Origin of the sequence: Bradyrhizobium sp. DOA9 (assembly GCF_000617845.2) — a bacterium.
GTDB lineage: Bacteria > Pseudomonadota > Alphaproteobacteria > Rhizobiales > Xanthobacteraceae > Bradyrhizobium.
Window position 1 is genome coordinate 1,472,782 of sequence record NZ_DF820425.1, and the last position, 25,732, is coordinate 1,498,513.

22 protein-coding genes are annotated in these 25,732 nt (G+C 66.0%); 7 read left to right on the top strand and 15 right to left on the bottom strand.

All coding sequences use genetic code 11. The features are described 5' to 3' along the window. Positions 1-122 precede the first annotated feature (122 nt). Positions 123-1,550 carry a serine hydrolase domain-containing protein gene (locus BDOA9_RS06845; protein ID WP_025033198.1) on the top strand — a complete coding sequence of 476 codons (1,428 nt, stop codon included), beginning with the start codon at positions 123-125 and terminating at the stop codon, positions 1,548-1,550. A 68-nt stretch (positions 1,551-1,618) separates the two neighbouring features. Here the strand turns inward: BDOA9_RS06845 and BDOA9_RS06850 are convergent, their stop codons facing one another. Then, positions 1,619-2,986, bottom strand: a complete 1,368-nt coding sequence (locus BDOA9_RS06850) for an MmgE/PrpD family protein (protein WP_025033199.1) — start codon at positions 2,984-2,986, stop codon at positions 1,619-1,621. 117 nt (positions 2,987-3,103) lie between these two features. Here BDOA9_RS06850 and BDOA9_RS06855 point away from each other — a divergent pair, with 117 nt between their 5' ends. After that, positions 3,104-4,219, top strand: coding sequence for an FUSC family protein (locus tag BDOA9_RS06855; RefSeq protein WP_025033200.1), 1,116 nt, complete (start codon positions 3,104-3,106; stop codon positions 4,217-4,219). A 6-nt stretch (positions 4,220-4,225) separates the two neighbouring features. Here BDOA9_RS06855 and BDOA9_RS06860 read toward each other — a convergent pair whose 3' ends face one another. From BDOA9_RS06860 to BDOA9_RS06870, 3 genes are all read right to left on the bottom strand, one after another. Next, positions 4,226-5,539: an SMI1/KNR4 family protein gene (locus BDOA9_RS06860; protein ID WP_025033201.1), complete on the bottom strand. Its 1,314-nt coding sequence runs from the start codon at positions 5,537-5,539 to the stop codon at positions 4,226-4,228. 134 nt (positions 5,540-5,673) lie between these two features. Next, positions 5,674-6,162 (bottom strand): DUF2867 domain-containing protein, encoded by a 489-nt coding sequence (locus BDOA9_RS06865; RefSeq protein ID WP_025033202.1) that lies wholly within the window; start codon positions 6,160-6,162, stop codon positions 5,674-5,676. Continuing rightward, positions 6,159-7,559: an MATE family efflux transporter gene (locus tag BDOA9_RS06870; protein WP_025033203.1), complete on the bottom strand. Its 1,401-nt coding sequence runs from the start codon at positions 7,557-7,559 to the stop codon at positions 6,159-6,161. The genes BDOA9_RS06865 and BDOA9_RS06870 overlap by 4 nt, the downstream gene beginning before the upstream one ends. A 157-nt stretch (positions 7,560-7,716) precedes the next feature. Between BDOA9_RS06870 and BDOA9_RS06875 the strand changes: the two genes are divergently transcribed. The 5 genes from BDOA9_RS06875 to BDOA9_RS06895 all read left to right on the top strand — a co-directional run bounded on the left by BDOA9_RS06875 (position 7,717) and on the right by BDOA9_RS06895 (position 10,340). Then, entirely contained in the window at positions 7,717-8,445 is a 729-nt protein-coding gene (locus tag BDOA9_RS06875; protein WP_025033204.1) for an outer membrane protein, read from the top strand. Between the two features lie 79 nt (positions 8,446-8,524). Next, positions 8,525-9,091, top strand: a complete 567-nt coding sequence (locus BDOA9_RS06880; protein ID WP_025033205.1) for an RNA polymerase sigma factor — start codon at positions 8,525-8,527, stop codon at positions 9,089-9,091. Next, on the top strand, positions 9,088-9,513 hold the full coding sequence (locus BDOA9_RS06885; RefSeq protein ID WP_025033206.1) for a hypothetical protein: 426 nt from the start codon (positions 9,088-9,090) through the stop codon (positions 9,511-9,513). Before BDOA9_RS06880 ends, BDOA9_RS06885 begins: the two co-directional genes overlap by 4 nt. Further along, a complete protein-coding gene (locus tag BDOA9_RS06890) occupies positions 9,510-9,959 on the top strand; it encodes a periplasmic heavy metal sensor (protein WP_025033207.1) in 450 nt (149 codons plus the stop codon). Before BDOA9_RS06885 ends, BDOA9_RS06890 begins: the two co-directional genes overlap by 4 nt. A 78-nt stretch (positions 9,960-10,037) precedes the next feature. Further along, positions 10,038-10,340, top strand: coding sequence for a hypothetical protein (locus tag BDOA9_RS06895; RefSeq protein WP_025033208.1), 303 nt, complete (start codon positions 10,038-10,040; stop codon positions 10,338-10,340). 2 nt (positions 10,341-10,342) lie between these two features. On the opposite strand, the gene murA is transcribed toward BDOA9_RS06895, so the two are convergent. The 11 genes from murA to dnaA all read right to left on the bottom strand — a co-directional run bounded on the left by murA (position 10,343) and on the right by dnaA (position 24,713). Continuing rightward, entirely contained in the window at positions 10,343-11,635 is a 1,293-nt protein-coding gene (gene murA, locus BDOA9_RS06900; protein ID WP_025033209.1) for a UDP-N-acetylglucosamine 1-carboxyvinyltransferase, read from the bottom strand. Positions 11,636-11,762: 127 nt separating this feature from the next. Further along, positions 11,763-12,230, bottom strand: a complete 468-nt coding sequence (locus BDOA9_RS06905; RefSeq protein WP_025033210.1) for a hypothetical protein — start codon at positions 12,228-12,230, stop codon at positions 11,763-11,765. Positions 12,231-12,599: 369 nt separating this feature from the next. Then, positions 12,600-13,613 carry an IS5 family transposase gene (locus tag BDOA9_RS06910; RefSeq protein ID WP_025033211.1) on the bottom strand — a complete coding sequence of 338 codons (1,014 nt, stop codon included), beginning with the start codon at positions 13,611-13,613 and terminating at the stop codon, positions 12,600-12,602. A 124-nt stretch (positions 13,614-13,737) separates the two neighbouring features. Then, complete coding sequence (gyrB, locus tag BDOA9_RS06915) at positions 13,738-16,173, bottom strand: DNA topoisomerase (ATP-hydrolyzing) subunit B (protein ID WP_025033212.1); 2,436 nt, start codon at positions 16,171-16,173, stop codon at positions 13,738-13,740. Positions 16,174-16,454: 281 nt separating this feature from the next. After that, positions 16,455-17,138, bottom strand: coding sequence for a hypothetical protein (locus BDOA9_RS06920; protein WP_025033213.1), 684 nt, complete (start codon positions 17,136-17,138; stop codon positions 16,455-16,457). Positions 17,139-17,259: 121 nt separating this feature from the next. After that, a complete protein-coding gene (locus BDOA9_RS06925) occupies positions 17,260-19,410 on the bottom strand; it encodes a hypothetical protein (RefSeq protein WP_025033214.1) in 2,151 nt (716 codons plus the stop codon). Between the two features lie 115 nt (positions 19,411-19,525). Continuing rightward, on the bottom strand, positions 19,526-20,269 hold the full coding sequence (locus BDOA9_RS06930) for a hypothetical protein (protein WP_025033215.1): 744 nt from the start codon (positions 20,267-20,269) through the stop codon (positions 19,526-19,528). Positions 20,270-20,387: 118 nt separating this feature from the next. Then, entirely contained in the window at positions 20,388-21,524 is a 1,137-nt protein-coding gene (gene recF / locus BDOA9_RS06935) for a DNA replication/repair protein RecF (RefSeq protein WP_025033216.1), read from the bottom strand. A gap of 46 nt (positions 21,525-21,570) precedes the next feature. Then, positions 21,571-21,858, bottom strand: coding sequence for a GIY-YIG nuclease family protein (locus BDOA9_RS06940; RefSeq protein ID WP_025033217.1), 288 nt, complete (start codon positions 21,856-21,858; stop codon positions 21,571-21,573). A gap of 56 nt (positions 21,859-21,914) precedes the next feature. Next, positions 21,915-23,033: a DNA polymerase III subunit beta gene (dnaN, locus tag BDOA9_RS06945; RefSeq protein ID WP_025033218.1), complete on the bottom strand. Its 1,119-nt coding sequence runs from the start codon at positions 23,031-23,033 to the stop codon at positions 21,915-21,917. 270 nt (positions 23,034-23,303) lie between these two features. Beyond that, positions 23,304-24,713 carry a chromosomal replication initiator protein DnaA gene (gene dnaA / locus BDOA9_RS06950; protein WP_025033219.1) on the bottom strand — a complete coding sequence of 470 codons (1,410 nt, stop codon included), beginning with the start codon at positions 24,711-24,713 and terminating at the stop codon, positions 23,304-23,306. Positions 24,714-25,732: the final 1,019 nt, after the last annotated feature.

Genomic DNA, 25,732 nt, shown 5'->3' on the forward strand with positions numbered 1-25,732 from the left:
ACCGAAATTCTGGAATCGGCAAGGCCGGTCCGGTTTCGACCAGCCCGTTTTCCAAATCCGGCGAGCATCCCCCGTCCGCATCCCGCTTCCTCCCCGGCATATTCCCCAGCCGGAGAAAGCCCGTGACCCGCCGCCGCAAGATCCTCCTTCTCACCACCGCCATCGCCGCCGCCGGCCTCGTGCTCGGCGCGGCCCGGGCCCGCGACGTGCCGAAAGTCGCGACCGGCTTCGTCGCCGACATCCTGTGCGCCGAGACGTTCGTCTCCGGCCTCGATCCCAGGCGCAACTTCGCCGAGACCACCGACGCCATGCCCGGAGCGGGCCTGATCAGCTGGGCGATGGAGTACAGGGTCGATCCCGTCCGCAAGGATGTCACGGTGACGCTGTTCGGCCTCGGCCGCAGCCACGCCGTCTATCGCGAGGGCCTCGGCTGCACGCTCGAGCATGGCGCTGGCATTGCTTCCGTCGAGCTGCCGCCTGACGACCAACGGCCGGCGTTGCTGCCGGAGATTGCCGGCCCCGCGATCGTGAGGCCGCAAAGCCCCTCACTCGCCGCCGCGCTCGACCGGGCCTTTGCCGAGCCCGCAGAGCCGCCCTATCGCCGCACCCGCGCCATCGTCGTGATGAAGGCGGGCCGCGTCGTCGCCGAACGCTACGCCGACGGCATCGGACCCGAGACGCCGTTGCTCGGCTTCTCCATGACGAAGTCGGTGATCTCGGCGTTGATCGGCGTCCTGGTGCGCCAGGGCAAGCTCAAGCTCGAAGGTCCCGCGCCGGTCGCCGCCTGGAAAGATCCCGACGATCCGCGCCATGCCATCACCGTCGACCAGCTGCTGCGCCACACCGCGGGCCTTGCGCTCGGCAGCTCGCTGCAGGCTTCGCTCGGCTCCGCCTTCGAGCCGGTCAACCAGATGAAATTCGCCGAGAAGGACATGGCCACCTATGCCGAGAGCATCCCGCTCGCAACCGCGCCCGGCACCGCATGGAATTATCACGACGGCAATATCCTCATCCTCTCGCATCTGATCCGTGATGCCGCCGGCGGCGCACCGCAGGACGCGCTGCGCTTTGCGCGCCGCGAATTGTTCGCCCCGCTCGGCATGCGCCATGTCGTGCTCCAGCTCGACGGCGCCGGCACGATCGAAGGGTCGAGCGAGATGCTCGCCTCCGCGCGCGACTGGGCGCGCTTCGGCCAGCTCTATCTCAATGACGGCGTCGCCGGCAGCAAGCGCATCCTGCCGGAAGGGTGGGTGACCTATTCGGCGACGGCCACGCCGAACGCGTGGGTCGGCATCGGCGCCGGCTTTTGGACCAACCGGGGCGACAGCTTTGGCGCAAACTTTCGCGCAGGCAACGGCTGGCCGCGCGATGCCTTCTTCGCCAAGGGCACGATCGGGCAGTACACCATCGTGATCCCGTCGGAGCAGTTGGTGATCGTGCGCATGGGCCGCTCGCCGAATGCACCGCCGCAAGCCGACGGCGTGTTCGATCTGGTGCGGGACGTGGTCGCAGCAACGCGCGAGAAGGGGAAGCTGGCGGGGGTGGATTGAGGTCTTTCTTACCCTCCCCTGGAGGGGCCATGAAGGGGAGGGTAAGCGAAGCGCTGCGACGAACCTGTCTACCTCCCCAATTCCGTCGCCTGCGCCACGCGGTCGAACCGCTCCAGGCTCATGATCGCGTCGGCAAACTTCTCCGCGCGCGCGTTCAGCACGGGACGGGCCAGCGTTAAGAACTTCTGCTGCATCGCCTGGGTGTCCGGGAACGAATTCGGTTCCCCGGACGGATCGGCATAGAGCCGCTCGTGCACGCCGTCGTCCGTCGTGATGCTGACGCGCGCGCCAAAGGGATGGGTGCGGCCGACCTCGAGGCGATCGTCCTGCACGACGTCGAACTTGTCGGCGAGCGCGTCGATCGCGGCATCGCCGAGACGGTTGTAATCGTCCCAGCCGAACGAGCCTTGGTCGAGCGCGAGCGCGCCGGTGAAGAACATCGAGAACTGGCCGCCGACGATCGAGCGCGGATGGCGCTTGGTCGCGGCGTCGCCGGTCAGCGTGATGCCGTTGCGGTGCAGGCCGATCTCGACGCGCTTGACCTGGTCGGGCGTCAGATTGTGCTCGCGCCGCATCGCGATCAGCGCGTCGATCGCGGCATGGGTGTAGCGGCAGCTCGGATAGGGCTTCACGCCGATCTTCATGGTCTCGTAGGTCTTGCCGAGCTCGGCGACCGCCTTGTCCGGATGTGCGTCGTCGGTATAGCCGGCGAGCAGGCCGTGCTTGCCCTCGACCGATTCGGTCGCGCCGACGAAATCATTGCGCGCCAGCGTCGCGGCGATCACCCCGTTCATCGCGGCGGCGCCGACCTGGTAGCGCTTGTTCCAGGCGCCGTTGACGAGGAATTGCAGCGAGCCCGCGGCCTGGCTGCCGGAGACGCCGAACGCGGCAATCAGCTGTTTCTCGCCGAGGCCGAACAGCTTGCCCGCCGCCGCGGCGGCGCCATAGGTGCCGGCGGTCGCGGTCGGGTGGAAGCCGCGTGCATAATGCGAGGTCGGGTCGAGCGCATTGCCGAGCCGGCAGCACACCTCGTAACCGGCAACGATCGCTGTCAGCACGTCGCGCCCTGACGCGCCAACCATCTCGCCGACGGCGAAGGCGGCCGGGACCACCGGCGCGCTCGGATGCAGCGAGGAATCGGCGTGGGTGTCGTCGAAATCCAGCGAATGCCCGAGCGCGCCGTTGAGCAGCGCCGCGACCGCCGGCGTCCAGGTCTTGCCATCGCCGAACACGGTGGATTCGCCCCTGGTGTCGAGCGCCAGCGCCTCCAGCATCTTCAGCATCGACGGGGTCGATTCCGCTTCGCGCCGCGCCCGGATGGCGCTGCCGAGGAAGTCCAGCGTCAATACCTTGGCGCGCTCCAGCACCTCTGCCGGAATATCCTGGTATTTCAGATTGAAGACATAGGCGGCGAGCGTTGCGGTTTCGTGAGCCATCGTGTTTCCTCGATTTGGCGCGCAAATTAGGCGGGCTGATTTGGCCTTTCAAGCGGCCTTGCGGGGGCGGGGATCAGCCATGCTTTTGCTTGGGCGAAAAGGATCGGGATATTCCGTATGACGCGCGCAAGGCAGCTGTTCGAGCGGGTTCGCGCGCGGCGGACGCAATTGGGGCTGGCGATCCGGGTCACGGTCGCCGCGACCGCGGCCTATGCGATCGCGACCGCGCTGCATCTGTTGCTGCCGCTCTGGGCGGTGCTGACCGCGCTGATCGTGACCCAGATGAGCGTCGGCCGCTCGCTGAAGGCGACGCGCGACTACATGCTCGGCACCATCGGCGGCGCGATCTATGGCGGCGCCATCGCCATCCTGATTCCCTATTCCAGCGAAGCCGGTCTCCTTGGCTTGCTGGTCCTCTCCGTCGCCCCGCTCGCCTTCATCGCCGCGATCAATCCGAGCCTCAGCGCCGCCACGGTCACTGCCGTGATCGTGCTCCTGGTTCCGACCCTGCATCATGCCGATCCCCTGACCTCGGCGATCGATCGGGTCAGCGAGGTCGGCGTCGGCGCCGTCACGGGATTGCTGGTCTCCTTCCTGGTGCTGCCCTCGCGCGCGGTGCGGCAGATTCGCGCCAGCGCGGCGGTTCTGCTCGAGCTGATCGCCGATGCCCTCGCCGAGCTGCTCGCCGGCCTCACGCGCGGCCGCGACAACGACGCGCTGCACCGGATTCAGGATGGCATCGGCAGTGCGATGGTCAACCTGAATGCGATCGGCTCCGAAGCCGAGCGCGAGCGCGCCGCGCGGCTGTCGAGCGGCCCGGACACCGGCCCGTTGCTGCGAACGATCCTGCGGCTGCGCCACGACGTCGTGATGATCGGCCGTGCCACGGTGGTGCCGCTGCCGGTCGAGGTGCAGCTGCGGCTGGCCGCGCCCCTGACGGAAGTGTCGACCGTGATCGCGCGCTTCCTGCGCTCGGCCGCTGGCGCCTTGCGCGAGGGCGCCGGCGCGCCGCCGATCCACCCCGTCCATGTCGCGCTCCAGCACTATGCCGAGGCGGTCGCGTCCGTCCGTCAGGACGGCCTGATCCGCGGCCACCCCAGCGACACCGCCGAGCGCTTCTTCGCGCTCGGCTTCTCCCTGGAGCAGATGCACCAGAATCTCTGCGACCTCGACCGCGTCGTCGGCGAATGGTCGGAATCAGCAAGCGACAAGTCCGTTCGGGTGGCGGAATAGGTCGCTTTAAAGATCGAAGAACGCGAGCTGCGCTGCATCACGCCGCTCGATGCCGTCAGTCAGCGCTTTCAGCGCGATGTCGAAACTCGGCTGCTTCTGCTCCAATTCCCACGCGCCGTCATGGTCCCACTGGAAACACCAGCCATAGCGCTCACCGGGCTCGAGATGGAGCAGCAGGCATCGGCTGACCTGCGAGGGTTCGGCGATCGGAATCAGATGCTTCAATGAAACGCCGTACGCCTTGCGGAAATAGGTGCAGGCCTCCTCGAGCTCGTCGTCGGAATAGGCGATGAAATCGAGGACATTGCGCAGCTGCGTGGCGAGCTCGCCCGGTGCATAGAAACGCAGCTCGGCGGAGGATTTGGGCAGTCGCACCAATAGCTCGGCCTCGCCGCGGGTCCGCAGGAAATTGCGATAGTCGTCGGGCAGCTGGACGCCGAGCGTCTGCTCCGCGGCGCTGATGTCCGCGTCGCTGATCGGTGTGGCGGGCCTCCAGCGCCAGCCCTTGGCCGATGTCCCCGCCTTGCGCCGCGCTACATATTCCGCATATTCGGGAAACAGCATGATGACGTCGTAGCCGCCGAAGCGCGACCATTGATAGGCGTCGTCGAAGGCCTCCTCCCGCCGTTCGGGAAAGAAGCCGCAGAGCAGCTCGGCGCGCTGCCGGATGCGATCATGGTTCGGTGCGGTCCGGCACAAACGCTCGACGATCGCCAGCGCGGCGGCCGGGTTGCTGGCGAGAAGATAGAGTCCGCTCAGCAACTCCAGGAGCTCGCCTTCGAGCTCCCGCTCCGAGATCGACCATGCATAATGCGCCTGTCCGGCGGCCCGCCGAGCGTTGAGCGCATCGCGCGCCTGTTCGGCATAGCGCAGGGTCTGCGCGAAGTCCTCGCCTGCGGTCTTGCCGTGGTCGGCGGCGAGCAACAGGTAAAACGGCTCGTGCTCGGCCGGCGTGCCCCTGAGCACCGCGATCTGCTTCGCCTGCTCGGCCAGCGACGAACCGAGCACCAGCAGCATCAGCTCATCGAGCCCCTTCTGCCAGTCCGGCTTGGCTTGCGGATCGGGTCCGAGGTTACGCAGCGTGTAGTCGGTATGATCGGTCTCGACATAGCCGGCCGCGACGAGCTCGGCGGCATGACGGCGGAAAGCCGCGATGGCGTCGTCAATGTCGGAAAATTCCTCGCACAGATATTGGCCCGAGTCCGGATCGTCCTCCCGGTTCATGCGGACGCCGATTACCCTGGGATCGTCGTCTGGAATCAGCATCAGCTCACGATCGTCGTCGCCGGGCGGACGGTGAAAGAACTTTGCCAGATGCATGCGACCTCCGATGGCGCCGCCGCCATTGGGGCACCACGTCTCAGTCGCTCGCTCCAGGAAACCGGTTCACGTCAGCTGCGCTGGCGCTTGGCTGTCAGGGCTCCGGCAGGCGTAGAGGAGGCCGACGGGCAGCATCATCGGGCCGGCGCCACGATGCGTCCCATCATGTTGCGGACCACGAGCTTGTGGAAGGGCATGATCAGCGCAAGGTAGGTTCGGCCGAGCAGATTGTGCGTGCGCACCACCGTCGTCGAGGTCACTTGCCGGCTTGCGGCATCGCCTGAAACGTCGACCACGATACGGAAATCGAGATGCGAATCGTCGAAGCCCGCGACCAGCTGCTCCGGCGTCTCGCTCAGCACCGGAAACAGGCCGATCAGGCCGTGCGGCGCCGGCGCACCTTCGCCCGAGGTCTTCAGCCCGAACGGCCTCACCAGAATGTTGCGCAGGCGCAGCAGCGCGTCGATCCAGCGCGGCCCGTGCAGCACCATCCTGGTGCAGGCCTCGCGGGCATTCACCGCCGCGGCACCGATGTCGACGCGAAACGCATCGATGAACTCTGCGCCGGCGAGCAGCGCATTGGCATCGACTTCAGGCGCGACTTCGTGGACCGTTGCTCTCATCCCGCCATTTTGCGCGTCAGCATCCGGAAACGCAAGATCAGGAGCCCGGCATAGACGAACGTGCCGATCGAGAATCCGATCCAGACGCCGACCGCGCCGAGCCCCGTGTGGAACGCCAGCATCCAGCCGATGGGAAAGGCGACTGCCCAATAGCCGATCGCCGCGAACAGCAGCGTCATTCGGGTGTCGTTGATGCCGCGCAGCGCGCCGCCCATGATGGTCTGAAGGCCGTCGGCGATGAAGAAGCTGGCCCCGACCAGCAGCAGCGTTCCCGTCAGCTCGACGGTAGCCGCGCTTTCGTTGCCGGCGCCGAAGAACAGCCGTCCGAGCTCGTAGCGACCGATCACGATGGCGATCGTCAACGCGAAGACCAGCGCGAGGCCGAGCACGGCTGCGACGAGCCCTGCGCGCTTCACCGCCGCCGGATCATCGCGGCCGAAGGCATGACCGACCCGCACCGTCGCCGCCATGCCGATTCCGAGCGGCACCATGAACAGCACGGCGGTCACCTGGAGCGCAATCTGATGCGCGGCAATCGCGGCGGTCGAGATCAGTCCCATCAGCAGCGCCGCCGAGGAGAACAGGCCATATTCCAGCAGCAGCGAAAACGAGATCGGTGCGCCGATCACGATCAACTGGCGCATCAAGGGCCAGTCGATCCGCCACAGGTGGGCGAGCGGATGATAGTCTGCGAACGGCTTGCGCAGCGCGGCGATCGCAAGCGCAGCGAGGAAGGTGCCGAGATTGACCAGCGTCGTCGCGAGCCCCGCGCCGAACAGGCCGAGCTCGGGCAGGCCGAACAGGCCGTGGATCAGGACATAGACCAGCGCGGCATTGATCGGGATCGCCGCCAGCGTGATCCACAGCGGCGCCTGCGGTCGGTTCACCGCGCTCATCATGCCGCGCAGCGCGATGAATCCGAGCGCCGGCGCGATGCCCCAGGCAAGGCCGTTCAGATAATGCTGCGCCAGCGCGGCCGTGTGCGGCGCTTGGCCGAGCGCGAGCAGGATCTGCTCACCATAGAGCGGCGAGGCCATCATCGGCAGCGAGATCAGCAGCGCGGCCCACAGACCGACGCGCAAGGAGCGGCGAATGCGCCTGACGTCGCCGGCGCCGAACGCCTGCGCCGCCAGCGGCGACACCGCGGAGGTCAATCCGAGCCCGAAGGTGAAGCTGACGAAATAGACCGTATGGGCCAGCGCCGCCGCGGCCACCGCCTCCTCGCCGAGCCGGCCGATCATCGCGAGATCGGTCGTGATCATCGCGATCTGCCCGAGCTGGGTCAGCATCATCGGCACGGCGAGCCGCAGCGTCTCGACGAACTCGTCGGCGAGGTAGTTTTGCGTTGCGTCCAGGCGTGCCCGGTACGGCTGTTTGGCATCCAAAAGCTCGGTCATGCCGGGGACATAGCAGCCTCGATCGGCGAAGTAACGGCAAAGAAGCGTGAGGGCGGGGATCGCTGAAAAAAGGCGAGCTCAGGCGAAGGAAAGTGCGGGTTGCGCCGTATTCGTCATGTGCGGCGAATCTGGGCCGGTCTCACATCGGGAATTGAGCATGACAACGAGAGTTAGACGGACGTTCGCCGCGCTGTTCACCGGTTCCGCCATCCTGAGTGCTGGCGCCGCTGCAGCGGCCGACCTGAGGCTGCCCGCAGCACCGCCCCCGCAGGCGGCGCCGGCAGCCCTGCTGAGCTGGGCAGGGCCCTATTTCGGCGTTCAGGCCGGCTATCTTGCGGGCCGCTCCGATATCTCGCTGCCGGCGACGGGTGAATTCCACTTTGTCGATCCGAAGGGTGCGATCGTGGGTGCAACGGCGGGCTTCTCGGCGCAATGGGGCCGGATCGTCGCGGGGCTCGAGGGTGACGTGAACTTCGTCGATGCGCGGGCGACGATCGATACCGGTTTTGCGCCGACACCCGCCGTCACGCAGCTTCAATCCGCGGTCAACTGGAACAGCCACCTCCGTGGACGGATCGGCTATGGTTTCGACCGGGCGCTGCTGTTCGTGGCCGGCGGCCTTGCCGTCGCGGGCGTCGAGAGCAAGGCGTTCGACAATGGGATCGGGGCCGTTGCGAGCTGGAGCGATGCACGGATCGGCTGGTCGATCGGAGCGGGCGGGGAATTCCGCTTCGCACCGCAGGCCTCGGTCCGGCTTGAATATCTCTATGACAATTACGGCTCGAAGACGCTGGCTGCCCAGACGGTCGGCGCGACGATTTTCGGCGCGCGCGAGTCCAGGCTCGATACGCACACGGTGCGGGCCGGCGTCTACTGGCGCTTTTGATGCTCGGCTGGAGGCGGCTGTCGCCTGGTAGGATCGGTTCGCAATTTTCGGCTACGATGTCCGCAGGCCAGAGCAACAGATCGATGTGATGGAAGAGCCATCGGACGAGGCCTTGATGGCGGAGGTTTCGGCGCGGCGGCAGCATGCGTTTCGTGTCCTCATGCGGCGCCATATGCCGCGGGCGCTGCGGGTCGCGCAGCGGATCGTGCGCGACCCGGTCGAGGCCGACGACATCGGCCAGGAGGCGTTCATGCGCGTCTGGACCCACGCAGCCTCTTTCGACCCGCAGGTTGCGAAATTCACCACCTGGCTCTACCGCATCGTCCTCAACCTGACGTTCGACCGCACGCGGCGCCGAACGTTCCAGCCCCTCGAAGACGCCGGCGATGTGCCCGACACGGGACCGCACGCGGTCGAACGGCTCATCGCCGACGAGGAGCTTCGCCTCCTCAACCGTGCGATGGCCGGCCTGTCGGACCGGCAACGCGGCGCGATCGCGCTCTTCCACATGGAGGGATTGAGCGGTGAGGAGGCGGCGAACGCGATGAATCTCAGCGCCAAGGCGTTCGAGTCGCTGCTGGGCCGCGCCCGCACGGCGCTCAAGGCAAATGTTCAGAAAATACAGCAGACGGGGAGCCACGTATGACGCCCGAACAGTTCAGACAATTGGCCGAGACATGGGGAGGCGACGTCGAGCGCTGGCCCGCACCGACGCGCGAGGCCGCGCGGCGGATTGCGGCGACTGCGGAAGGCGCTGCGGTCCTGCACCAGCAGGCGCGCCTCGACCGGCTCCTTGCCGTCGCTCCGGAGATCGAGACGGCGAGGGCGGATCGCTCCAGCTTTCTTGTCCTGCAAAGGCTCGCCGACATGCCGCAACCGCATCGGCCGGCATGGTATCGCCTGCTGCGCTGGCCCGCGCTCGTTCCCGCCGCAAGCCTCGCCTGCTCCGCGTTGGTCGGCGTGTGGCTGGCGGGGGCGATGCCTTATGTCCATTCGCCGTCGGACCCCTTGTCCGTCATGAGCGGCGTCTTCGACGTCTACGCAATGGGATTTGGATCGGTGCAATGAAGTTCTGGCGAGAATGGTCCACTCCTTGGCGGGCGCTCATGCTGTTGTCGCTGTGCGTCAACGTCATCCTCTTCACCTATGTCTCGGTGCAATGGCTGCGGCCCGGCGGCTTCATGCCGGGTGCGGGCGCGGGCGTGCCGCTGCGCATGATCGAGCGTGTCGCCGAGAGACTTCCGGCGGAAGATGCGGAGATCCTGTGGAGCATCTATCGCGGCAAGGAGGCGGAGCTGGCGCCGCTCCAGGCCGAGTACCGTCTCGCGCTGATGAAGGCGATGAAAACGGCGGCGCAGACGAATCTCGACAAGGCCGAGCTGGAGGCCGCCGTCAAGGATGCCCGCGACAAGCGCCTGAAGATTGGCGACCTCGTCGTCACGACCTTCGTCGAGATGCTGGAACGAATTTCAGCGAAAGGACGCCGACAACTCGTCGGCGGCTACTTTCGCTGAGCCACGCAGGGTGAACGAGGGATTCGGTCCGTCCAGACGTATCACCTACATCGATGTCTGCGAATTGATGGAGGTGACATGGTGCAACGATTTGGCCGGACGGCAAGCGGGCCGGTGACGAGCTTCTCGCGGCGGGCGGCGGTGTATGTCCGTGCGGCTCTTGCGGCCGCGAGTTTGATCGGGCTTCTCGTTCTGTTCCTGTCGCAAGCTTCCGCGGAGGACGCGCGTAGCGAGTCGAAGCAGGCCTGCAAGGCCGATTATTCGCGTCTCTGCGCGGGAACGATGCCCGGCGGCGGCCGCATTCGCAAATGCTTCAGCGACAATTACGCGGAATTGTCTGCGGCCTGCAAACAGGCCCTCGACGCACGTCCGCCGAAATAGGTCTAGCTCCGCGGCGGCACGCGCTGGATCTTCGCACCCAGCGCGTTCAGCCGCTCCTCGATGCGCTCATAGCCGCGCTCGATCTGGTCGGCATTGTTGATGGTGGAGGTGCCCTCGGCGCAGACCGCCGCGAGCAGCATCGCCATGCCGGCGCGGATGTCGGGCGAGGTCATCGTCGCGCCGTGCAGGCGGCTGGGGCCGGCGATGATGGCGCGGTGCGGGTCGCACAGCACGATGCGCGCGCCCATCGCGATCAGCTTGTCGACGAAGAACATCCTGGATTCGAACATCTTCTCGAACATCAGGATCACGCCCTCGCATTGCGTCGCGGTGACGATCGCGATCGACATCAGGTCGGCCGGGAACGCCGGCCAGGGCTGGTCCTCCAGCTTGGGCACATGGCCGCCGAAATCGTCCTGGATCTTCAATGTCTGGTTGGAGGGCACGATGAGGTCGTCGCCCTCGGTCCGGCAGACGATGCCGAGCCGCTCGAAGCCCATGCGGATCGAGCGCAGATGCTCGACGCCCGCGCGCGTGATGCGCAAGGGCGAGCGCGTCACCGCGGCAAGCCCGATCAGCGAGCCGACCTCGATATGGTCGGGCTGGATCCGGTAGGTCGCCCCGCCGAGCGTCGCTGGACCATGGATGATCATGGTGTTGGTGCCGATGCCTTCGATCCTGGCGCCGAGCGCGACCAGGAAATTGGCGAGGTCCTGCACATGCGGCTCGGAGGCCGCGTTGCGCAAATAGGTGACGCCGTCGGCGGCGACCGCCGCGACCAGCGCATTCTCGGTGGCCGTGACGCTCGGCTCGTCCAAAAACACGTCCGCGCCCGAAAGCCTTGGCGCGCGGAATTCGAGCCGGTCGGTGGCGGTGACCTTGGCGCCGAGCTGCTCCAGCGCGAGCACATGGGTGTCCAGGCGCCGGCGGCCGATGACGTCGCCGCCCGGCGGCGGCAGCATCACCTCGCCGCAGCGGGCGAGCAGGGGCCCGGCGAGCAGGATCGAGGCGCGAATGCGCACGCACAGCTCGGGGTCGAGGTCGGCGGCGCGGATGCTCTTGGCGTGGATGTGAAGCGTGTTGCGCGCGGACCATTCGGCCGACGCGCCGACCGAGCGGACCAGCTCGACCAGCGTCTCGGTGTCGCGGATCCGCGGCACGTTCTCCAGCACGACCGGATGCTCGGTCAGCAGCGCGGCGGCGATGATCGGCAGCGCCGAGTTCTTGTTGCCGGACGGCTCGATCGAGCCCGAGAGCCGGTGACCGCCCTCGACGATGTATTGGATGGGCGCCACGGGGTTCTCGCTGTCCTGTTGAGTGGGAGGGCCTGTTTCGGGCGGAAACTACAGAGATTTGAGCGCGGGAGCAATTGTGCTGGCTGCGACCCGCACCTGTCCGTCCGGCGCTAGTGGCAAGCGCCCCTCAAAACAGTCCGATGATATTCCCGATCACGTAGAGGATCGCGATCAGGATCAGCGCCCCCATCATGAAGAAGGAGATTTCAATGGCGATGGCGCCGGTGCCGAGCGTGGCGGCGACGGCGGCGAGGAGCCGCTCCTCCCGGAAGATCAGGGAGAGCACCGAAAGCAGGATGGCGAGCAGGCCGAGCGAGATGGCCGTGACCGATGCGGTTTCGCTCCAGCTTCGTCCCGCCGATTTCTCAGGCCTCGGAGCCTGATACTCCACGCCCTTCACCTTCGCGACGATGCGGTCCTTGATGCGATGTCCGGTGTCGACGATCACCTTGTCCGCCGGCGGCGGCGGAAACACCATCGGCACGACCCAATGCGGCAGCACCGCCGCCATCAGCGCCAGCACGCCGACGATGCTGCCGATGATGCCGAGACGGCGTGAGGGCGCGGCGGAGCCGGTCGTAGCGGAGGCGGACATGGCGCGACACTTCCCGGCCGGAATTGGCCTTGCGGGGTCATCCCGTTTCGTCGCGATGGCGGGTGGGGAGGTTCAGGGGGCGCCTAGAGAGCCGTGCGGCTCGTAGCCAGGACAGCGGTGCGCTCCCTCCCCCGCTTGCGGGGGAGGGCGGGGGAGAGGGTGTCTCCGCAATGGGACAATCCCCTAGAGGAGAAATCCCTCACCCGCCACGCTCTGCGAGCGTGTCGACCTCTCCCGCAAGCGAGAGCTTTGCGTAATGAGTTGTGCTGGAGTGAAGTTCGATCTGGAGCTTTTTTTGAACGGCCTCACGTAGCCCCAGAGGGGTGGGGCGTCTGGTTTTCGTGGCCGCGGGGTAGCGGCGGGTGGTGGTCACGCTGCGGCTCCTATCGGGCACAGCACCGCCCATCGTTTGAGGTTCATGGCGAGGCAGATCAGGCGCAGATGTGTCTGATTGCGCGCCAAACCCAGATAGCGAGCGCGCGCCCAGCGATAGCTGCCCTTGAGGCGCGCGAAGACCTGCTCGACCGGTGCGCGGCGCTTTCCCACGGCATCGTTGAAGCGCTTCTGCCGCTCGGTGAGCGGATGATGCTTGTTGGGCCGGAACATCAGCCTCGGCTTGATTCCCCGCGCGGCGAGCCCGCTGCGGCGCTCGTGCTTGTCATAGGCTTGATCGGCATAGACCGCCTTCTCATCACCACAGACCAGTTCGTCGGCGGGCACTGTGTCGTTGACCGCAGCGTCGGTCAGCTTGCTGCGGCGGACGATGGCCGAACTCTGATCCATGCCGATATGGGCTTTGTAGCCGAAGTACCGCTTGCCGCCCTTCTTGGTCCAGCGTGCATCTGGATCGCGCTTGCTGTTGACCAGCTTGCTCGGTTCACGGCCGTCCGGGCCGGGCGGCTGCGGGTCCTCTGGCGGCTTCGGCGGCTTTACTGCTGCCGAGATCAGGCTCGCATCGATCAATGTGCCCCGGCGCAGCACCAGCCCGCGTGCGTCGATCTGATGCAGGATCTCGGCGAACAGCTTCTCGTCCAGACCGGCTCGCTGCAAAGCCTCGCGGAATCGCCAGATCGTCGTGTGGTCAGGCGTCTCGTCGCTCAGCACAAAGCCGCAGAAGGCGCGGAACGAGGCCCGGTCGTCGAGCGCTTCCTCGAGCGCCGGATCGGAAAGCCCATACCATTGCTGCAGCAGCAGCGCCTTGAACAGCACCAGTCGCGGATAGGGCGGAGGGCCGCGCTCCGGCTCCGGAAGACCACCCAGCACTCTTTCCACAGCCGCCCAGTCGACCAGTTCGCCAATCCGCTTCAGCACCGCATTACCCTTCCCCCGCCGCGATACCAGCGCGTCCGCGAAGCTCGGTTGCCCAACCTCTCGATATGCCATCCGAATCCGCCTCCACCACAGGCCCTAGAGAATCGCAAATCCTCCTCTTATGCAAAGCTCTCGCAAGCGGGAGAGGTGCAGCGAGCGCTTGGCTGGCACCGCGAGCTACGAGCTGGCGAGGCAATCAAATATCGATCGTCGCGCTCAGCGAATGTTCCTGGATGAAATCGCGGCGGGGTTCGACGACGTCGCCCATCAGCTTGGTGAAGATGTCGTCGGCCTCGTCGACCTCCTTGACCTTCACCTGCAGCAGCGAGCGCGCCTCGGTGTCCAGCGTCGTCTCCCAGAGCTGCTCCGGGTTCATCTCGCCGAGGCCTTTGTAGCGCTGCAGGCTGATGCCCTTGCGGCCCGCGTCGGTCACGGCCTCGAACAGATCGACCGGGCCGTGGACCACGTGCTCTGAATCCTTGCGCCGCAGCTTGCCGGACCGGGCATAGACGTCCTGGAGCCTGGTCGTGTACTCGTCGAGCTTGCGGGCCTCGGCCGAGCCGAGCAGGGCGTCGTCAATGATTGCGGCTTCCTTGACGCCGCGCACGGTGCGCTCGAACTGGAAGCCCTGGCCCTCGACGAATTGTCCCGCCCAGCCGCGCTCGACCTCCTCGGCCTGGCTGTCCAGCCGGCTCGCGATGTATTGCGCCGCGGCTGCCGCCTTCTCGGGATCGCCGTAGATCTCCTTGTTCAGCACGCCGGTGATGGCGGCCTGCTCGACCACCTTGCGGTTATAGCGGCTGTGCAGGTTGCGCAGGATGCTGCGGACGACGCGGGCGTCATCGACCAGCGCGCGCAAATCGCGCCCTGAGCGGTCACCGCCGGTGCCGGGGATGTAGACGCAATCGTCGAGGCCGGCGTCGATCAGATAATCTTCCAGTGCGCGCTCGTCCTTCAGATATTGCTCGGACTTGCCTTTGCTGACCTTATAGAGCGGCGGCTGGGCGATGTAGAGATAGCCGCCGTCGATGATGTCGCGCATCTGCCGGTAGAAGAACGTCAGCAGCAGCGTGCGGATATGGGCGCCGTCGACGTCCGCGTCCGTCATCACGATGATCTTGTGATAGCGCAGCTTCTCGATCGAGAACTCGTCGCTGATGCCGGTGCCGAGCGCGGTGATCAGCGTGCCGATCTGCTCGCTCGACAGCATCTTGTCGGGACGCACGCGCTCGACATTGAGGATCTTGCCGCGCAGCGGCAGCACCGCCTGGAACTCGCGGTTGCGGCCTTGCTTGGCGCTGCCGCCTGCCGAGTCGCCCTCGACGATGAAGAGCTCGGACTTGGCCGGATCCTTTTCCTGGCAGTCGGCGAGCTTGCCCGGCAGCGAGGAGACCGAGAGCGGGCTCTTGCGCGTCAGTTCGCGCGCTTTTCGCGCAGCTTCGCGGGCCGCCGCGGCCTGGATCACCTTGCCGACGATCATCTTGGCCTCGGACGGGTGCTCCTCGAACCAGGCGGCAAGCGCCTCGTTGAGCACGTTCTCGACCACCGGGCGCACTTCCGAGGACACCAGCTTGTCCTTGGTCTGCGACGAGAATTTCGGATCGGGCACCTTCACCGAGAGAACGGCGGTGAGGCCTTCGCGGCAATCGTCGCCGGTCAGCGCGATCTTTTCCTTTTTCGCATTGGCCTCGGCGTAGCCGTTGACCTGGCGCGTCAGCGCGCCGCGGAAACCGGCCAGATGGGTGCCGCCGTCGCGCTGCGGGATGTTGTTGGTGAAGCACAGCACGTTCTCGTGGTAGCTGTCGTTCCACCACAAGGCGGCCTCGACGCCGATGCCGTTGGCTTCCGAGCGCACCATGATCGGCGCCGGCACCAGCGCCTTCTTGTTGCGGTCGAGATATTTGACGAACTCCTCGACGCCGCCGGAATAGAACATCTCCTCGCGCTTCTCGACCGCATGGCGCATGTCGGAGAGCACGATGTTGACGCCGGAATTGAGGAAGGCGAGCTCGCGCAGCCGATGCTCGAGCGTGGCGAAATCATATTCGATGTTCTTGAAGGTCTCGGTCGAGGCCAGGAACGTCACCTCGGTGCCGCGCTTGCCGGGGGCATCGCCGACGACCTTCAGCGGTGCGACGGCATCGCCGTGGGCGAACTCGATGTAATGCTCCTTGTTGTCGCGCCAGATGCGCAGGCCGAGCTTGCTCGACAGCGCGTTGACGACGGACACGCCGACGCCGTGCAGGCCGCCGGAAACCTTGTAGGAGTTCTGGTCGAACTTACCGCCGGCGTGCAGCTGGGTCATGATGACCTCGGCCGCCGAGATGCCTTCGCCCTTGTGGATGTCGACGGGAATGCCGCGGCCGTCGTCGCGCACGGTGACGGAATTGTCGGCGTTGAGGATCACCTCGACGCGCGTGGCATGGCCGGCGAGCGCTTCGTCGATGGCGTTGTCGACGACCTCGTAGACCATGTGGTGCAGGCCCGAGCCGTCGTCGGTGTCGCCGATATACATGCCCGGGCGCTTGCGGACGGCGTCGAGACCCTTGAGCACGCGGATCGATTCCGCACCGTAATCGCTCGGATTGGAGGGCTCGTTTTCGGCAGCGTGCTGCCGAGCAGGTTCGGTCATGAGAGGCCTTCGAGATGTCGCCCGAATCAGCGGCGCAAAGGCGCTGATTTGCGGGGCTATTTGTGCCATGAAAGACGCTTAGCGCCTAGCGCAAAGTATCCTCCGGCAACCCTTTGATCAGATAGGATTTTTTGGCAAGCTTTCAAGGCTTCTGAAGGGCGATTTGGGGCGCTGCAAAAAGCCCGATTCGAAGGGCGGTTTTGGGGCTCCGGAAAGCGTGGTTCTTGCGGGGCGCAGCGGCCTGTTCCGAGGCGTCGCTAGGCCCGCAACAGGCACTGGGTTCAGTAGACCTGGGACGGCTTCTTATCGTCGCTGAGGGACCATGCCTCGCCTGCGGCCACGGTGATGGTATCGGTGCGCATCCGACGACCCGACACAAGCAGCGCGTAGGAATACGTGCCGGGCGGCAGATCCAGCACTTGTGGATGATTTTCGCCGCCCGCGATCTTGATGGTTTGATCGTTGATCACAAGCGAAGCCACGTCTTTCACGAGATAGCCGAATATCAGCCGCGCTTGTCCTGCTGTCGGCAGGACATCGGCCTTGGCCGCGGCTTCCGGATTCCTTTGCGCCAGGTTGACAATGGTCTCGCCCTCGGCGCGGCCAAGCTTCAACGTGGCCGGGCCCTTTGGAGAGGCGAAGGCGAGTTGCACGCGATCGGCGGCGATCACCGCATCATCCGGCTTCTCGTGCCAGCCGCGCTGTCCGAGCTCTCTACGGTAGAAGGCAAGCACCTCGCTGAGCTCGGCGGGCACGCGAGCTTCGATCTCGAGACGGACCGGGGTCTCGGAACCACGCGCATGCGTGGACCGGAATTGACTGAAGCTGCTTTGCTTCGGCGCAGGCATCTCGACGCCGGGATCTGCGGTGAGCGGCTCGTTCGAACAGCCTGCGAGAAGAGTGAAGGCGCACACCAGCAGCCGCCATCCCGCCCGGACCTTCGTCCCGCGCCTTGCCGTCGTCATGCCCACTCTCCGGGGATGCAGTCTTGCGTGGCGAGGCGGCTGCGACACGGTCGCCGCCTCTCGGCACTAGTCGTACTGCGAACCCGATAGGTTCAACCCGGCCGTTCCGGAGACGGCAGCCTCAATACATCTGCAGCGGCAGCACGTCTCCGCCCGGGCCGACCAGGAGGCCCCAGGCCTCGCCGGCGGCAACGGTCAGAGATTCGCTACGCGCAGGGCGGCCGGGCAGGCGCAACGCGTACGCGTATTTGCCGGGCGGCAGGTCGAGCATCGGGCCCTTCGGCGATTGCGGGCCGCCGGCGCCGGCTGCGATCTTGATGGTCTGCTTGTTGATCGTGAGCGAGGCTTCCTTGTCGCCCATGTTGCCCATCATCACCCGGGCCTGTCCCGCCTTCGGCATGATGTCGGCCCTGGCGGCGGCATCCGCGTTCTTCTGCGCCAGAGTGACAATGGTCTCGCCCCTGGCGCGGCCGAGCTTGAGCACGGCCGGGCCTTGCGGCGAGGTGAAGTCGATCTGCGCGCGTTCCGCTGACACGGCTGCGCCGTCGGTTTTTTCCTGCCAGCCGAGCTTTGCAAGCTCCGCACGGTAGAAGGCGAGGACCTCCTCGAGCGACGCGGGGATGCTGGCCTCCAGCTCGCGGCGGACCGGCGTCTCGCTGCCCGGCATCTTCGAGGTGGCGAGCGATTTCGACGAGCGCTGCGTCGGCACCGGCAGCGGGGATTCGGGATCCGGCTTGAGCGGCTCGGCGGACTTGGCCTGCACTTCAGGGACGGCCGCCGCCTTGGCTGCGGCCATCACCAGGCCCGATCCGTCGGCGCGAACATTCACCTTCGGGCCCATCTGCATCACGGTCATCGAGATCGACTTGCCGGCTTTCGAGAACGCCATCACCGCCATGTTCGGCTGGTTGATGACGGAGGGCTGCTCCTTCCAGCCCGAACTCTTCAGCGCGGTACGATAGAAGCTGCTGAGCGCCTTCACGCTCGCGGTGGAGGAGAATTCGAGATGGCCGTCGCCGCCCTCGAATGTCACGCCTTCGGCGTTTTCGGGCAGCGGCACCGGCGTCTTGCTGTCAGGGAGCGCCGTGAGCGGGGCGTCCGGCAGGGAGGCGGCCTGCGTCTTGCGTCTGATATCATCGGCTGCAATGAGCTGCTGAGCCGTACCCAGGGCATCGCTCAGGAACCTCGCATCGGCCTCCTTCTTCGCCCTGGCGCGGGCGGCGAGCGCGGAGTCCTTCACCTGCGCGGTCAGGCTGACTATGGTGAAATCATACTTGCGGCCCAGCCTGAGCACGCCGTCCTCATCGGTGGTGGAGAGCTTGATCGCCACCTCGTCGCCGGGCGCGAGCGGGGCGCGGCCATCCTCCTGCCAGCCGCGCGCGGCGAGCTCGCGCCGGTAGAAGGCGAGCACGGCCGGCAGCTCGGCGATCACAGCGGCCGAGATCTCGCGCTTGTTGGAGCTGTCGCTGCCGAGGCTCCGCGCAGATTTGGTCGGCTTCGGCCGCGGCAGGCCGGCCATTTCGCTGTCGGCCTCGAGTACCTCCGGCAGCGCGAACGGCGCGACCCGAATTTCGACATCGGTCCTTCCGTCGTCGCGGCGCGTCAAGGTCAGCATCACCGGCTTCTGCCTGGAGAAGCCGATCTCCTGGTTATCCGGGTGCGTGTAATACGCGCGCAGGCCGTTGGGGACGGTCTCGTCCAGGCTGCTGGTCCAGCGCGCAGCGGTGTCCGGCGTGAGCTTTTGCCAGCCGATCGCAGCCATCTCGCGGCCGAAGAAATCCGACGTCGCGTCGAGCGCATTGGGCGCGATGCAGCCGAGATACGGCCTCGTGCCATCGAACATGATGTCGGTCGCACCATCGGGGAACGGCACGTTGCCGTAAATCCGGTCGGCGGAGTAGGTAACCATGGATTGGTCGGGCCGGCCGAGGCCTTGCGTGAAGTGAACCGACAGGCCTTGACGTCCCTTCTTGAAATTCAGCGTCGTGGTCTTTTCGTCCAGCGGCCGCAGATAGGGCACCCAGCCGTCGGCGCCGAGGAGCTTTTTCAACGCAGGCGCCGTCACGGCTTGCGGCGCCGGCATGCGATATTCGAGGCGCCAGGATTCGGACCGCGAGGTGTCCTCCACCGCGCCCTCGAGCTTGGGCAGCGTGTGGACATCGACGATACCGCCATCGGCGGCAGCCGCGATTCTGCAGCTCGCCGCCAGGACAAGGCCGCAGGCCAGCAGCCATCGTGCCGGGACTTGCGCCCCGCGCGGGATCATCGACATCGTCCAGCTCCTGGATTGGCGCGGGCCGTCATGCCCGCGCAATTGCAGGCGACGCCCCCATCGGCGCGGCCTCAGACGAGAAGTCGCGGCAGGAACCGGCGAGGTTCAACAGAGGTCAATACAGCAGGAGCGGCGACCATGCCTCGCCGTCGCGCCCGACGGTGAGCTCCCAGGTCTCGCCGGAAGCGACGTTGAGGATCCTCGTGATGGCCTGATGGCCCGGCACGCTGACCTCGTAGGAATATTTGCCGGGCTGCAAATCCAGCGATACCGCGCGGGTGCCGGCGGCGCGCCTGAGGGTCCTCTGGTCGATCGTGAGCGCGGCGTCCGTGTCGCTGATATTCGAGAACACCAGCATCGCCTGGCCGGGCTCGGGCATGACGTTGGCGTTGGCCGCGACCGACGCGTTCTTCTGCACGAGGTTGATCGCGGTGCCGGAGTCCTTGCGATCGAGCACCAGCATGCCGGGCCCGACCGGAGAAACGAAGGCAAGCTGAACGTGATCGGCGGAGATGACCGCGCCATCGTGCTGTTCCTGCCAGCCGAGCTTGCCGAGCTCGGTGCGATAGAAGGCGAGCACATTGCCGAGCCCGGCCGGCACGGTGGCCTCCAGCCTGGTGCGGAGCGGCGTTTCAACGCCCTGGACAATGGTGGTGTGGATGCCCCTGTAGCTGTAGCGGGTCGGCGCGGGCAGCTTGGTGTCGGGATCCGGCGCCAGCTCGGCCGAGAACAGCGCCGAGAGATGCGGCATCCAGGCGCTCGCGCTTGCCGCGAACATGCAGATCCCCAGGAAAGACAGGCCGCAGGCAAACGCCAGCCCTCGTGCCGAGGCTCGCGCCCCGGTCCCTACCGTCCGCATCTCGCATCTCCAGGATTTTCTCGCGCCCTGTCACTGCGCGTCGACCGAGGTCGCCACACATTGTCGCGGCCTCAGGAACCTAGTCGCGAAGGGAAACGGCCGGGTTCAATGCGGCGGCCTAGAGGCGGGCCGAGACTCGTCCGCTCTCGACGTCAAACACTTCGCCCCCTGCGCCGATCTCGGCGAAGGCGGCAGGATCCGCGCCGGTCAGCCACACCTGCGCGCCGAGCGTCTTCAGCTCGTCGAACAGCGCCGACCGGCGGTTCGGATCGAGATGCGCAACCACCTCGTCGAGCAGCAGCAGCGGCACGATGCCGGTCATCTCGGCGACCAGGCTCGCATGCGCCAGCACGAGACCGATCAGCAGCGCCTTCTGCTCGCCGGTCGAGGCATCGCGCGCCGGCATGCTCTTCGGCGCATAGACCACCTGGAGGTCGGTGAGATGCGGGCCGTCGGTGGTGCGGCCGGCGATCGCATCGCGCGGGCGGTTGTCGCGCAGGATCTGGCGGTAGCGGTCCTCGACCGAGGTCGCGGTCTCCTGAAGCAGCGCATTCTCCATCCAGCCGTCGAGCGCGATCTGGGCGGACGGAAATGCGGAGGCTTGCGCGCGCGCGTTGAGCATGCCGGTGAGCCTTGCCGCGGTCTGGCCGCGCGTGGCCGCGACCGCGACCGCGAGCTCCGCGGTCTCGCGCTCGATCGCGTCGCACCAATGGTCGTCGTAATTGCGCGTCTCCAAGAGGCGGTTGCGCGAACGCAAGGAACGCTCGAGCGCGTTGATCCGGCTGGAATGCTCGCTGTCGATGGCGAGCACGAGACGGTCGAAGAAGCGGCGGCGCTCGGAGGCCGCGCCCATGAACAGCCCGTCCATCGCCGGCGTCAGCCACACCATGCGGATGTGGTCTCCGAAGGCGCTGGCCGAGCCCACCGGCTCGCGGTCGATGCGGCAGCGCCGGCTCACCGCGGCGTCCGCGCGCGGCGCATCGATGCCGGTGCCGAGCGTGGCGAGCCCCAGCGCGCCCTCGACCTGCGCCGACACCGCCCAGGAGCCGTCGCCCTGGTTGTCGGCGACATCCTCCAGCGTCGCCCGGCGCAGGCCGCGGCCCGGCGACAAGAACGAGATCGCCTCGATGCAATTGGTCTTGCCCGCCCCGTTCGGCCCGACCAGCGCCACCAGGTCAGCCGCCGTCTCGAGCCCCGCCGCCCGATAATTGCGAAAATGCGTCAGCGTCAGGCGATGAATGCGGGAGGGGGTCATATCACTCTGTCATTGCCGGGCTTGACCCGGCAATCCATCGCCCGCGTCAGCGGGCAATTTCATCATATAGGTCTTGCCATGTGGGATTGCCCTTCACGATCAAATCGATCTTCCACTCGCGCGACCAGTGTTTCATGTTCTTTTCGCGCTGAAGGGCAGCGGCGATCGTGTCATGCGCCTCGAAATAGACCAGGGTCTTTACCCCGTAACGGTTGGTGAAGCCGTCTGCCAAGCCTTCGCGATGTTCATAGACGCGCCGGACCAGATTGTTCGTGACGCCGATGTAGAGCGTTCCACCGGGCTTGCTAGCGAGGATGTACACCCAATAGGTCATCTTGTTCGATGGATGGCCGGGTCAAGCCCGGCCATGACGAGAAGAGAGAATTCGCCTCACACCCGCATCGGCATCAGCACATACAGCGCGCTCTTGTCGTCGCGGTCCTGCACCAGGGTCGGCGAGCCGGGGTCGGCGAGGCGGAGCGTTGCGACGTCGCCTTCGATCTGAGCGGCGATATCGAGCAGGTAGCGGGAGTTGAAGCCGATATCGAGGGCGTCGGAGGCGTATTCGACCTCGAGCTCTTCGGTCGCGCTGCCGGAATCCGGGTTGGTCACCGACAGCACCAGCTTGCCCGCCGACAGCGACAGCTTGACCGCGCGGCCGCGCTCGCTGGAGATGGTGGAGACGCGGTCGACCGCGTTCTCGAAATCCTTCTTGTCGACGACGAGCTCCTTGTCGTTGTTCTGCGGAATGACCCGGCCGTAATCGGGGAAGGTGCCGTCGATCAGCTTCGAGGTCAGCACGACGTTGCCGATGGTGAAGCGGATCTTGGCCTGCGACAGCTCGATCATCATCTCGGCCTCGGCGTCCTCGATCAGGCGCTGCACCTCGCCGACGGTCTTGCGCGGCACGATCACGCCGGGCATGCCCTCGGCGCCCTTGGGCTGGACGAGGTCGAGCTGGGCGAGGCGGTGGCCGTCGGTGGCGACACCGCGCAGGGTCGCGGCCTTCGCGGTGCCGGCGGCATGCAGATAGATGCCGTTGAGGTAGTAGCGCGTCTCCTCGGTCGAGATCGCGAACTGGGTGCGGTCGATCAGCCGCTTGACGTCCTTGGCGGCGAGCGAGAACGAATGCGACATGTCGCCGGCCGCCAGATCCGGGAAATCGTTCTCCGGCAGCGTCTGCAGCGTGAAGCGCGAGCGGCCGGCGCGGATTGCGAGCACGGCGCGGTCGCCGTCGGCCTCCAGCACGATCTGCGAGCCGTCCGGCAGCTTGCGCACGATGTCGTAGAACATGTGCGCCGGCACGGTGGTGGAGCCCGCGGTCGCGGTTTCCGCCGGCAGCGTCTCGGTGACCTCGAGATCGAGGTCGGTCGCCTTCAGCGACAATTTCGCGTTCTCGGCGCGCACCAGCACGTTGCCGAGGATCGGGATCGTGTTGCGGCGCTCGACCACGCGGTGGACATGGCCCAGCGACTTCAGCAATTGCGCGCGTTCGACCGTAACCTTCATTGCACTACTCGCCCGATCCCCAAGAAGACATCACGTTGAAGAAGCCGGGCGGTGGAAAAACCCGCCGCGACACCGATGACACCCCGGCCGGCCGGGTCGTCCAACCGATATGACCAAAGCCGCCAGGGTCGCGCAAGGTGGCTCGGATGGCCACGGGATTCAAGAGATCGGGGGCTAGTTCCGCAGGATTCCCACGATTTACCGCCCAAACGAAAACCGCCGCCCAGCGAGGCCGGGACGGCGGCAGGATGGCAGAAGCGGTATAGGCCTTTATTCCTGAAGCTGGCGCTTCAGCGATTCCACTTCCTCGGACAGCGCGGTGTCCTTGGAGACCAGCGCCTCGATCTTGCGCACGGCGTGCAGCACCGTGGTGTGGTCGCGTCCGCCGAAGCGGCGGCCGATCTCGGGCAGCGAGCGCAGGGTCAGCGTCTTGGCGAGATACATCGCCACCTGGCGCGGGCGCACCACGTTGGCGGTGCGGCGCGAGGAGAGCAGGTCGGAGCGGCTGACATTATACTGCCGTGCCACGACGCGCTGGATGTCCTCGATCTTGATCCGCTTGGGCTCCTGCGGCCGCACCAGGTCGCGCACCTCGTGCTCGGCCATCTCCAGCGTCACCGGCCGGTTGTTGAGTTTCGAGTGAGCAAGAAGCCGGTTGATCGCGCCTTCGAGGTCGCGCCCGTTATGGGTAATGGTCCGCGCCAGATAATGCAGCACCTCCTCGGGCACCTCGAACGTGGCGTGATGGGCGCGGGCCGCCGCGACGCGCGACTTCAGGATGCCGTGGCGCAGCTCCTCGCCGAGCGATCCCATCTCGACCACGAGGCCGCCGGCAAGCCGCGAGCGCACGCGATCGTCGAGGCTTTCGAGATCGGACGGCGGACGGTCGGCCGCGATCACGACCTGACGGCCGGCGTCGATCAGCGCGTTCAGCGTGTGGCAGAACTCGGCCTGCGTCGACTTGCCCTGCAGGAACTGGAGGTCGTCGATGACGAGCACGTCGATGCCGCGCAGCGCTTCCTTGAAGGCCAGCGCCGTCTGCGTCTTCAGTGCGGCGACGAAGCCGTACATGAACTTTTCTGCCGTGAGATACAGCACCTTGCGCTCGTTGCCGGAATTGCCGGCCCAGGTCACCGCCTGCAACAGATGCGTCTTGCCGAGGCCGACACCGGCATGGATGTAGAGCGGGTTGAACATCACGGGGTCGCCGCGACGCCCTTCGGCGACCTGGCGCGCGGCCGCATGGGCCAGCGTGTTGGAGCGGCCGACGACGAAGCTCGCGAAAGTCAGGCGCGGATCGAGCGGCGAGCCGCCGAGCGCGTCGTGATTGGCCGAGACCGGCGCGGTCGCGGTCGAGCGCAATTCCGGCGTCGGCGCACGGCGCGCCTCGACCGGCGCGGGCGCTTCCTTCGGCTGCGCCGAGGGGCGCACGGCGGACCGCACCGTGAGGTCGATGCGATGCACTTCCGGCATCTCGGCCTGCCAGCACGACAGCACGCGCTCGGCATAATGGGCCTGGATCCAGCTCTTCAGGAACCGCGTCGGCACCGAGAGACGCACGCTCTCGTCCTGAACGTCTTCGAGATCCATGCGCGCAAACCAGCTTGTGTAGACGTCCTCGCCAACGCTCGAGCGCAGCCGACCCTTCACGCGTGACCAGCGATCCTGTTCCATTGTCATCGTCAGAAAACTTCTCTTGAGAGATATAGTTGCGTTGTGAGCGCCATGCAGGGTTCCTGCCACGGTCCCTGACGTGGCGCGACCTCGAGCGAGTCCATCATCGGGCATGCATCGACCGTTCGGCGCGAACGCCGCGGGTCAGATCAGCGATGTCGAAGATGGATTGGTCGCGAGGTCAGCGCGTACTCGGCGCTCCGTCACACGCGGGAGGCTGGAGATCGGACGGGGCTGAAACGGGATCGTTGGAAAAGGAAACGTGCTGCAATACCGCGTTGAGTCCGTAAGACATGATACCTCCCCATCCTGCCGTGATCGCTCACGACAAGGTCCTGCGTGTCCTGAAGACAACCGCGCCGTACTCCTGTCGCGGATGTCTGCCCAAATGTACTAGTCGTCCGTTCGACTTCGCCACCTTGCGCGCCGGGGTAGCTTTGCGATGTCTCTCATATGCGTCCGTCGCGCGTAGATGCGCTCGGCGCGAGCAGGAAATATCCCGCTTGGAAACATTCAGACAAAGAGCTACCGTTCCCACATTGCTGTGGGTTTTGCACCGACATCACTTGTTGAAGCGTCGCCTACGTGCACACCGCCGCCGATTTGCACGCTCGCCCCGTTTCCTAAACCGCGCTGGTCTGAAGATCGTGGGCGCCGCTGACTGGGTTAAGGAATACACTATGCGGAAAGACTCGCAACGAAATTGATTCACAGTTGAGCCGTCAAAAAACTTGACCTCGGTTAACGTCGCACAGGAGTTGTTCACAGGCCGCGAAGCAAGTTTTTGAATCCGTGCACAGAATCGAGAAGGCCACGCGTCATGTGACAATTCTCGTTCAGCGCCAAATTTTTTTTATAATTTCGTCATGCGCCCGACGTGCGGGCGAATTTTCCAAATGCTTGTCGCTGCTATGTCGATAAGTGATTATCGAGTCATCGCTTTTCGAGACTCGTTTTGCAGGGTAACTCCACGCTCGCACGCGTTCCGGTGAATCTACGGTGTGCAGAACTCTCGTCGGCCACCG

Bases quoted from the DNA above. Each gene is read 5' to 3' on its own strand.
- BDOA9_RS06905 (WP_025033210.1), bottom strand. From the start codon at position 12,230: ATGTCCGCCTCCGCTACGACCGGCTCCGCCGCGCCCTCACGCCGTCTC.
- dnaN (WP_025033218.1), bottom strand. From the start codon at position 23,033: ATGAAGGTTACGGTCGAACGCGCGCAATTGCTGAAGTCGCTGGGCCAT.
- BDOA9_RS06855 (WP_025033200.1), top strand. From the start codon at position 3,104: ATGACGCGCGCAAGGCAGCTGTTCGAGCGGGTTCGCGCGCGGCGGACG.
- gyrB (WP_025033212.1), bottom strand. From the start codon at position 16,173: ATGACCGAACCTGCTCGGCAGCACGCTGCCGAAAACGAGCCCTCCAAT.
- BDOA9_RS06940 (WP_025033217.1), bottom strand. From the start codon at position 21,858: ATGACCTATTGGGTGTACATCCTCGCTAGCAAGCCCGGTGGAACGCTC.
- BDOA9_RS06870 (WP_025033203.1), bottom strand. From the start codon at position 7,559: ATGACCGAGCTTTTGGATGCCAAACAGCCGTACCGGGCACGCCTGGAC.
- BDOA9_RS06875 (WP_025033204.1), top strand. From the start codon at position 7,717: ATGACAACGAGAGTTAGACGGACGTTCGCCGCGCTGTTCACCGGTTCC.
- BDOA9_RS06910 (WP_025033211.1), bottom strand. From the start codon at position 13,613: ATGGCATATCGAGAGGTTGGGCAACCGAGCTTCGCGGACGCGCTGGTA.
- BDOA9_RS06925 (WP_025033214.1), bottom strand. From the start codon at position 19,410: ATGTCGATGATCCCGCGCGGGGCGCAAGTCCCGGCACGATGGCTGCTG.
- BDOA9_RS06895 (WP_025033208.1), top strand. From the start codon at position 10,038: ATGGTGCAACGATTTGGCCGGACGGCAAGCGGGCCGGTGACGAGCTTC.
- dnaA (WP_025033219.1), bottom strand. From the start codon at position 24,713: ATGACAATGGAACAGGATCGCTGGTCACGCGTGAAGGGTCGGCTGCGC.
- recF (WP_025033216.1), bottom strand. From the start codon at position 21,524: ATGACCCCCTCCCGCATTCATCGCCTGACGCTGACGCATTTTCGCAAT.
- BDOA9_RS06920 (WP_025033213.1), bottom strand. From the start codon at position 17,138: ATGACGACGGCAAGGCGCGGGACGAAGGTCCGGGCGGGATGGCGGCTG.
- BDOA9_RS06860 (WP_025033201.1), bottom strand. From the start codon at position 5,539: ATGCATCTGGCAAAGTTCTTTCACCGTCCGCCCGGCGACGACGATCGT.
- BDOA9_RS06885 (WP_025033206.1), top strand. From the start codon at position 9,088: ATGACGCCCGAACAGTTCAGACAATTGGCCGAGACATGGGGAGGCGAC.
- BDOA9_RS06865 (WP_025033202.1), bottom strand. From the start codon at position 6,162: ATGAGAGCAACGGTCCACGAAGTCGCGCCTGAAGTCGATGCCAATGCG.
- BDOA9_RS06930 (WP_025033215.1), bottom strand. From the start codon at position 20,269: ATGCGGACGGTAGGGACCGGGGCGCGAGCCTCGGCACGAGGGCTGGCG.
- BDOA9_RS06850 (WP_025033199.1), bottom strand. From the start codon at position 2,986: ATGGCTCACGAAACCGCAACGCTCGCCGCCTATGTCTTCAATCTGAAA.
- BDOA9_RS06890 (WP_025033207.1), top strand. From the start codon at position 9,510: ATGAAGTTCTGGCGAGAATGGTCCACTCCTTGGCGGGCGCTCATGCTG.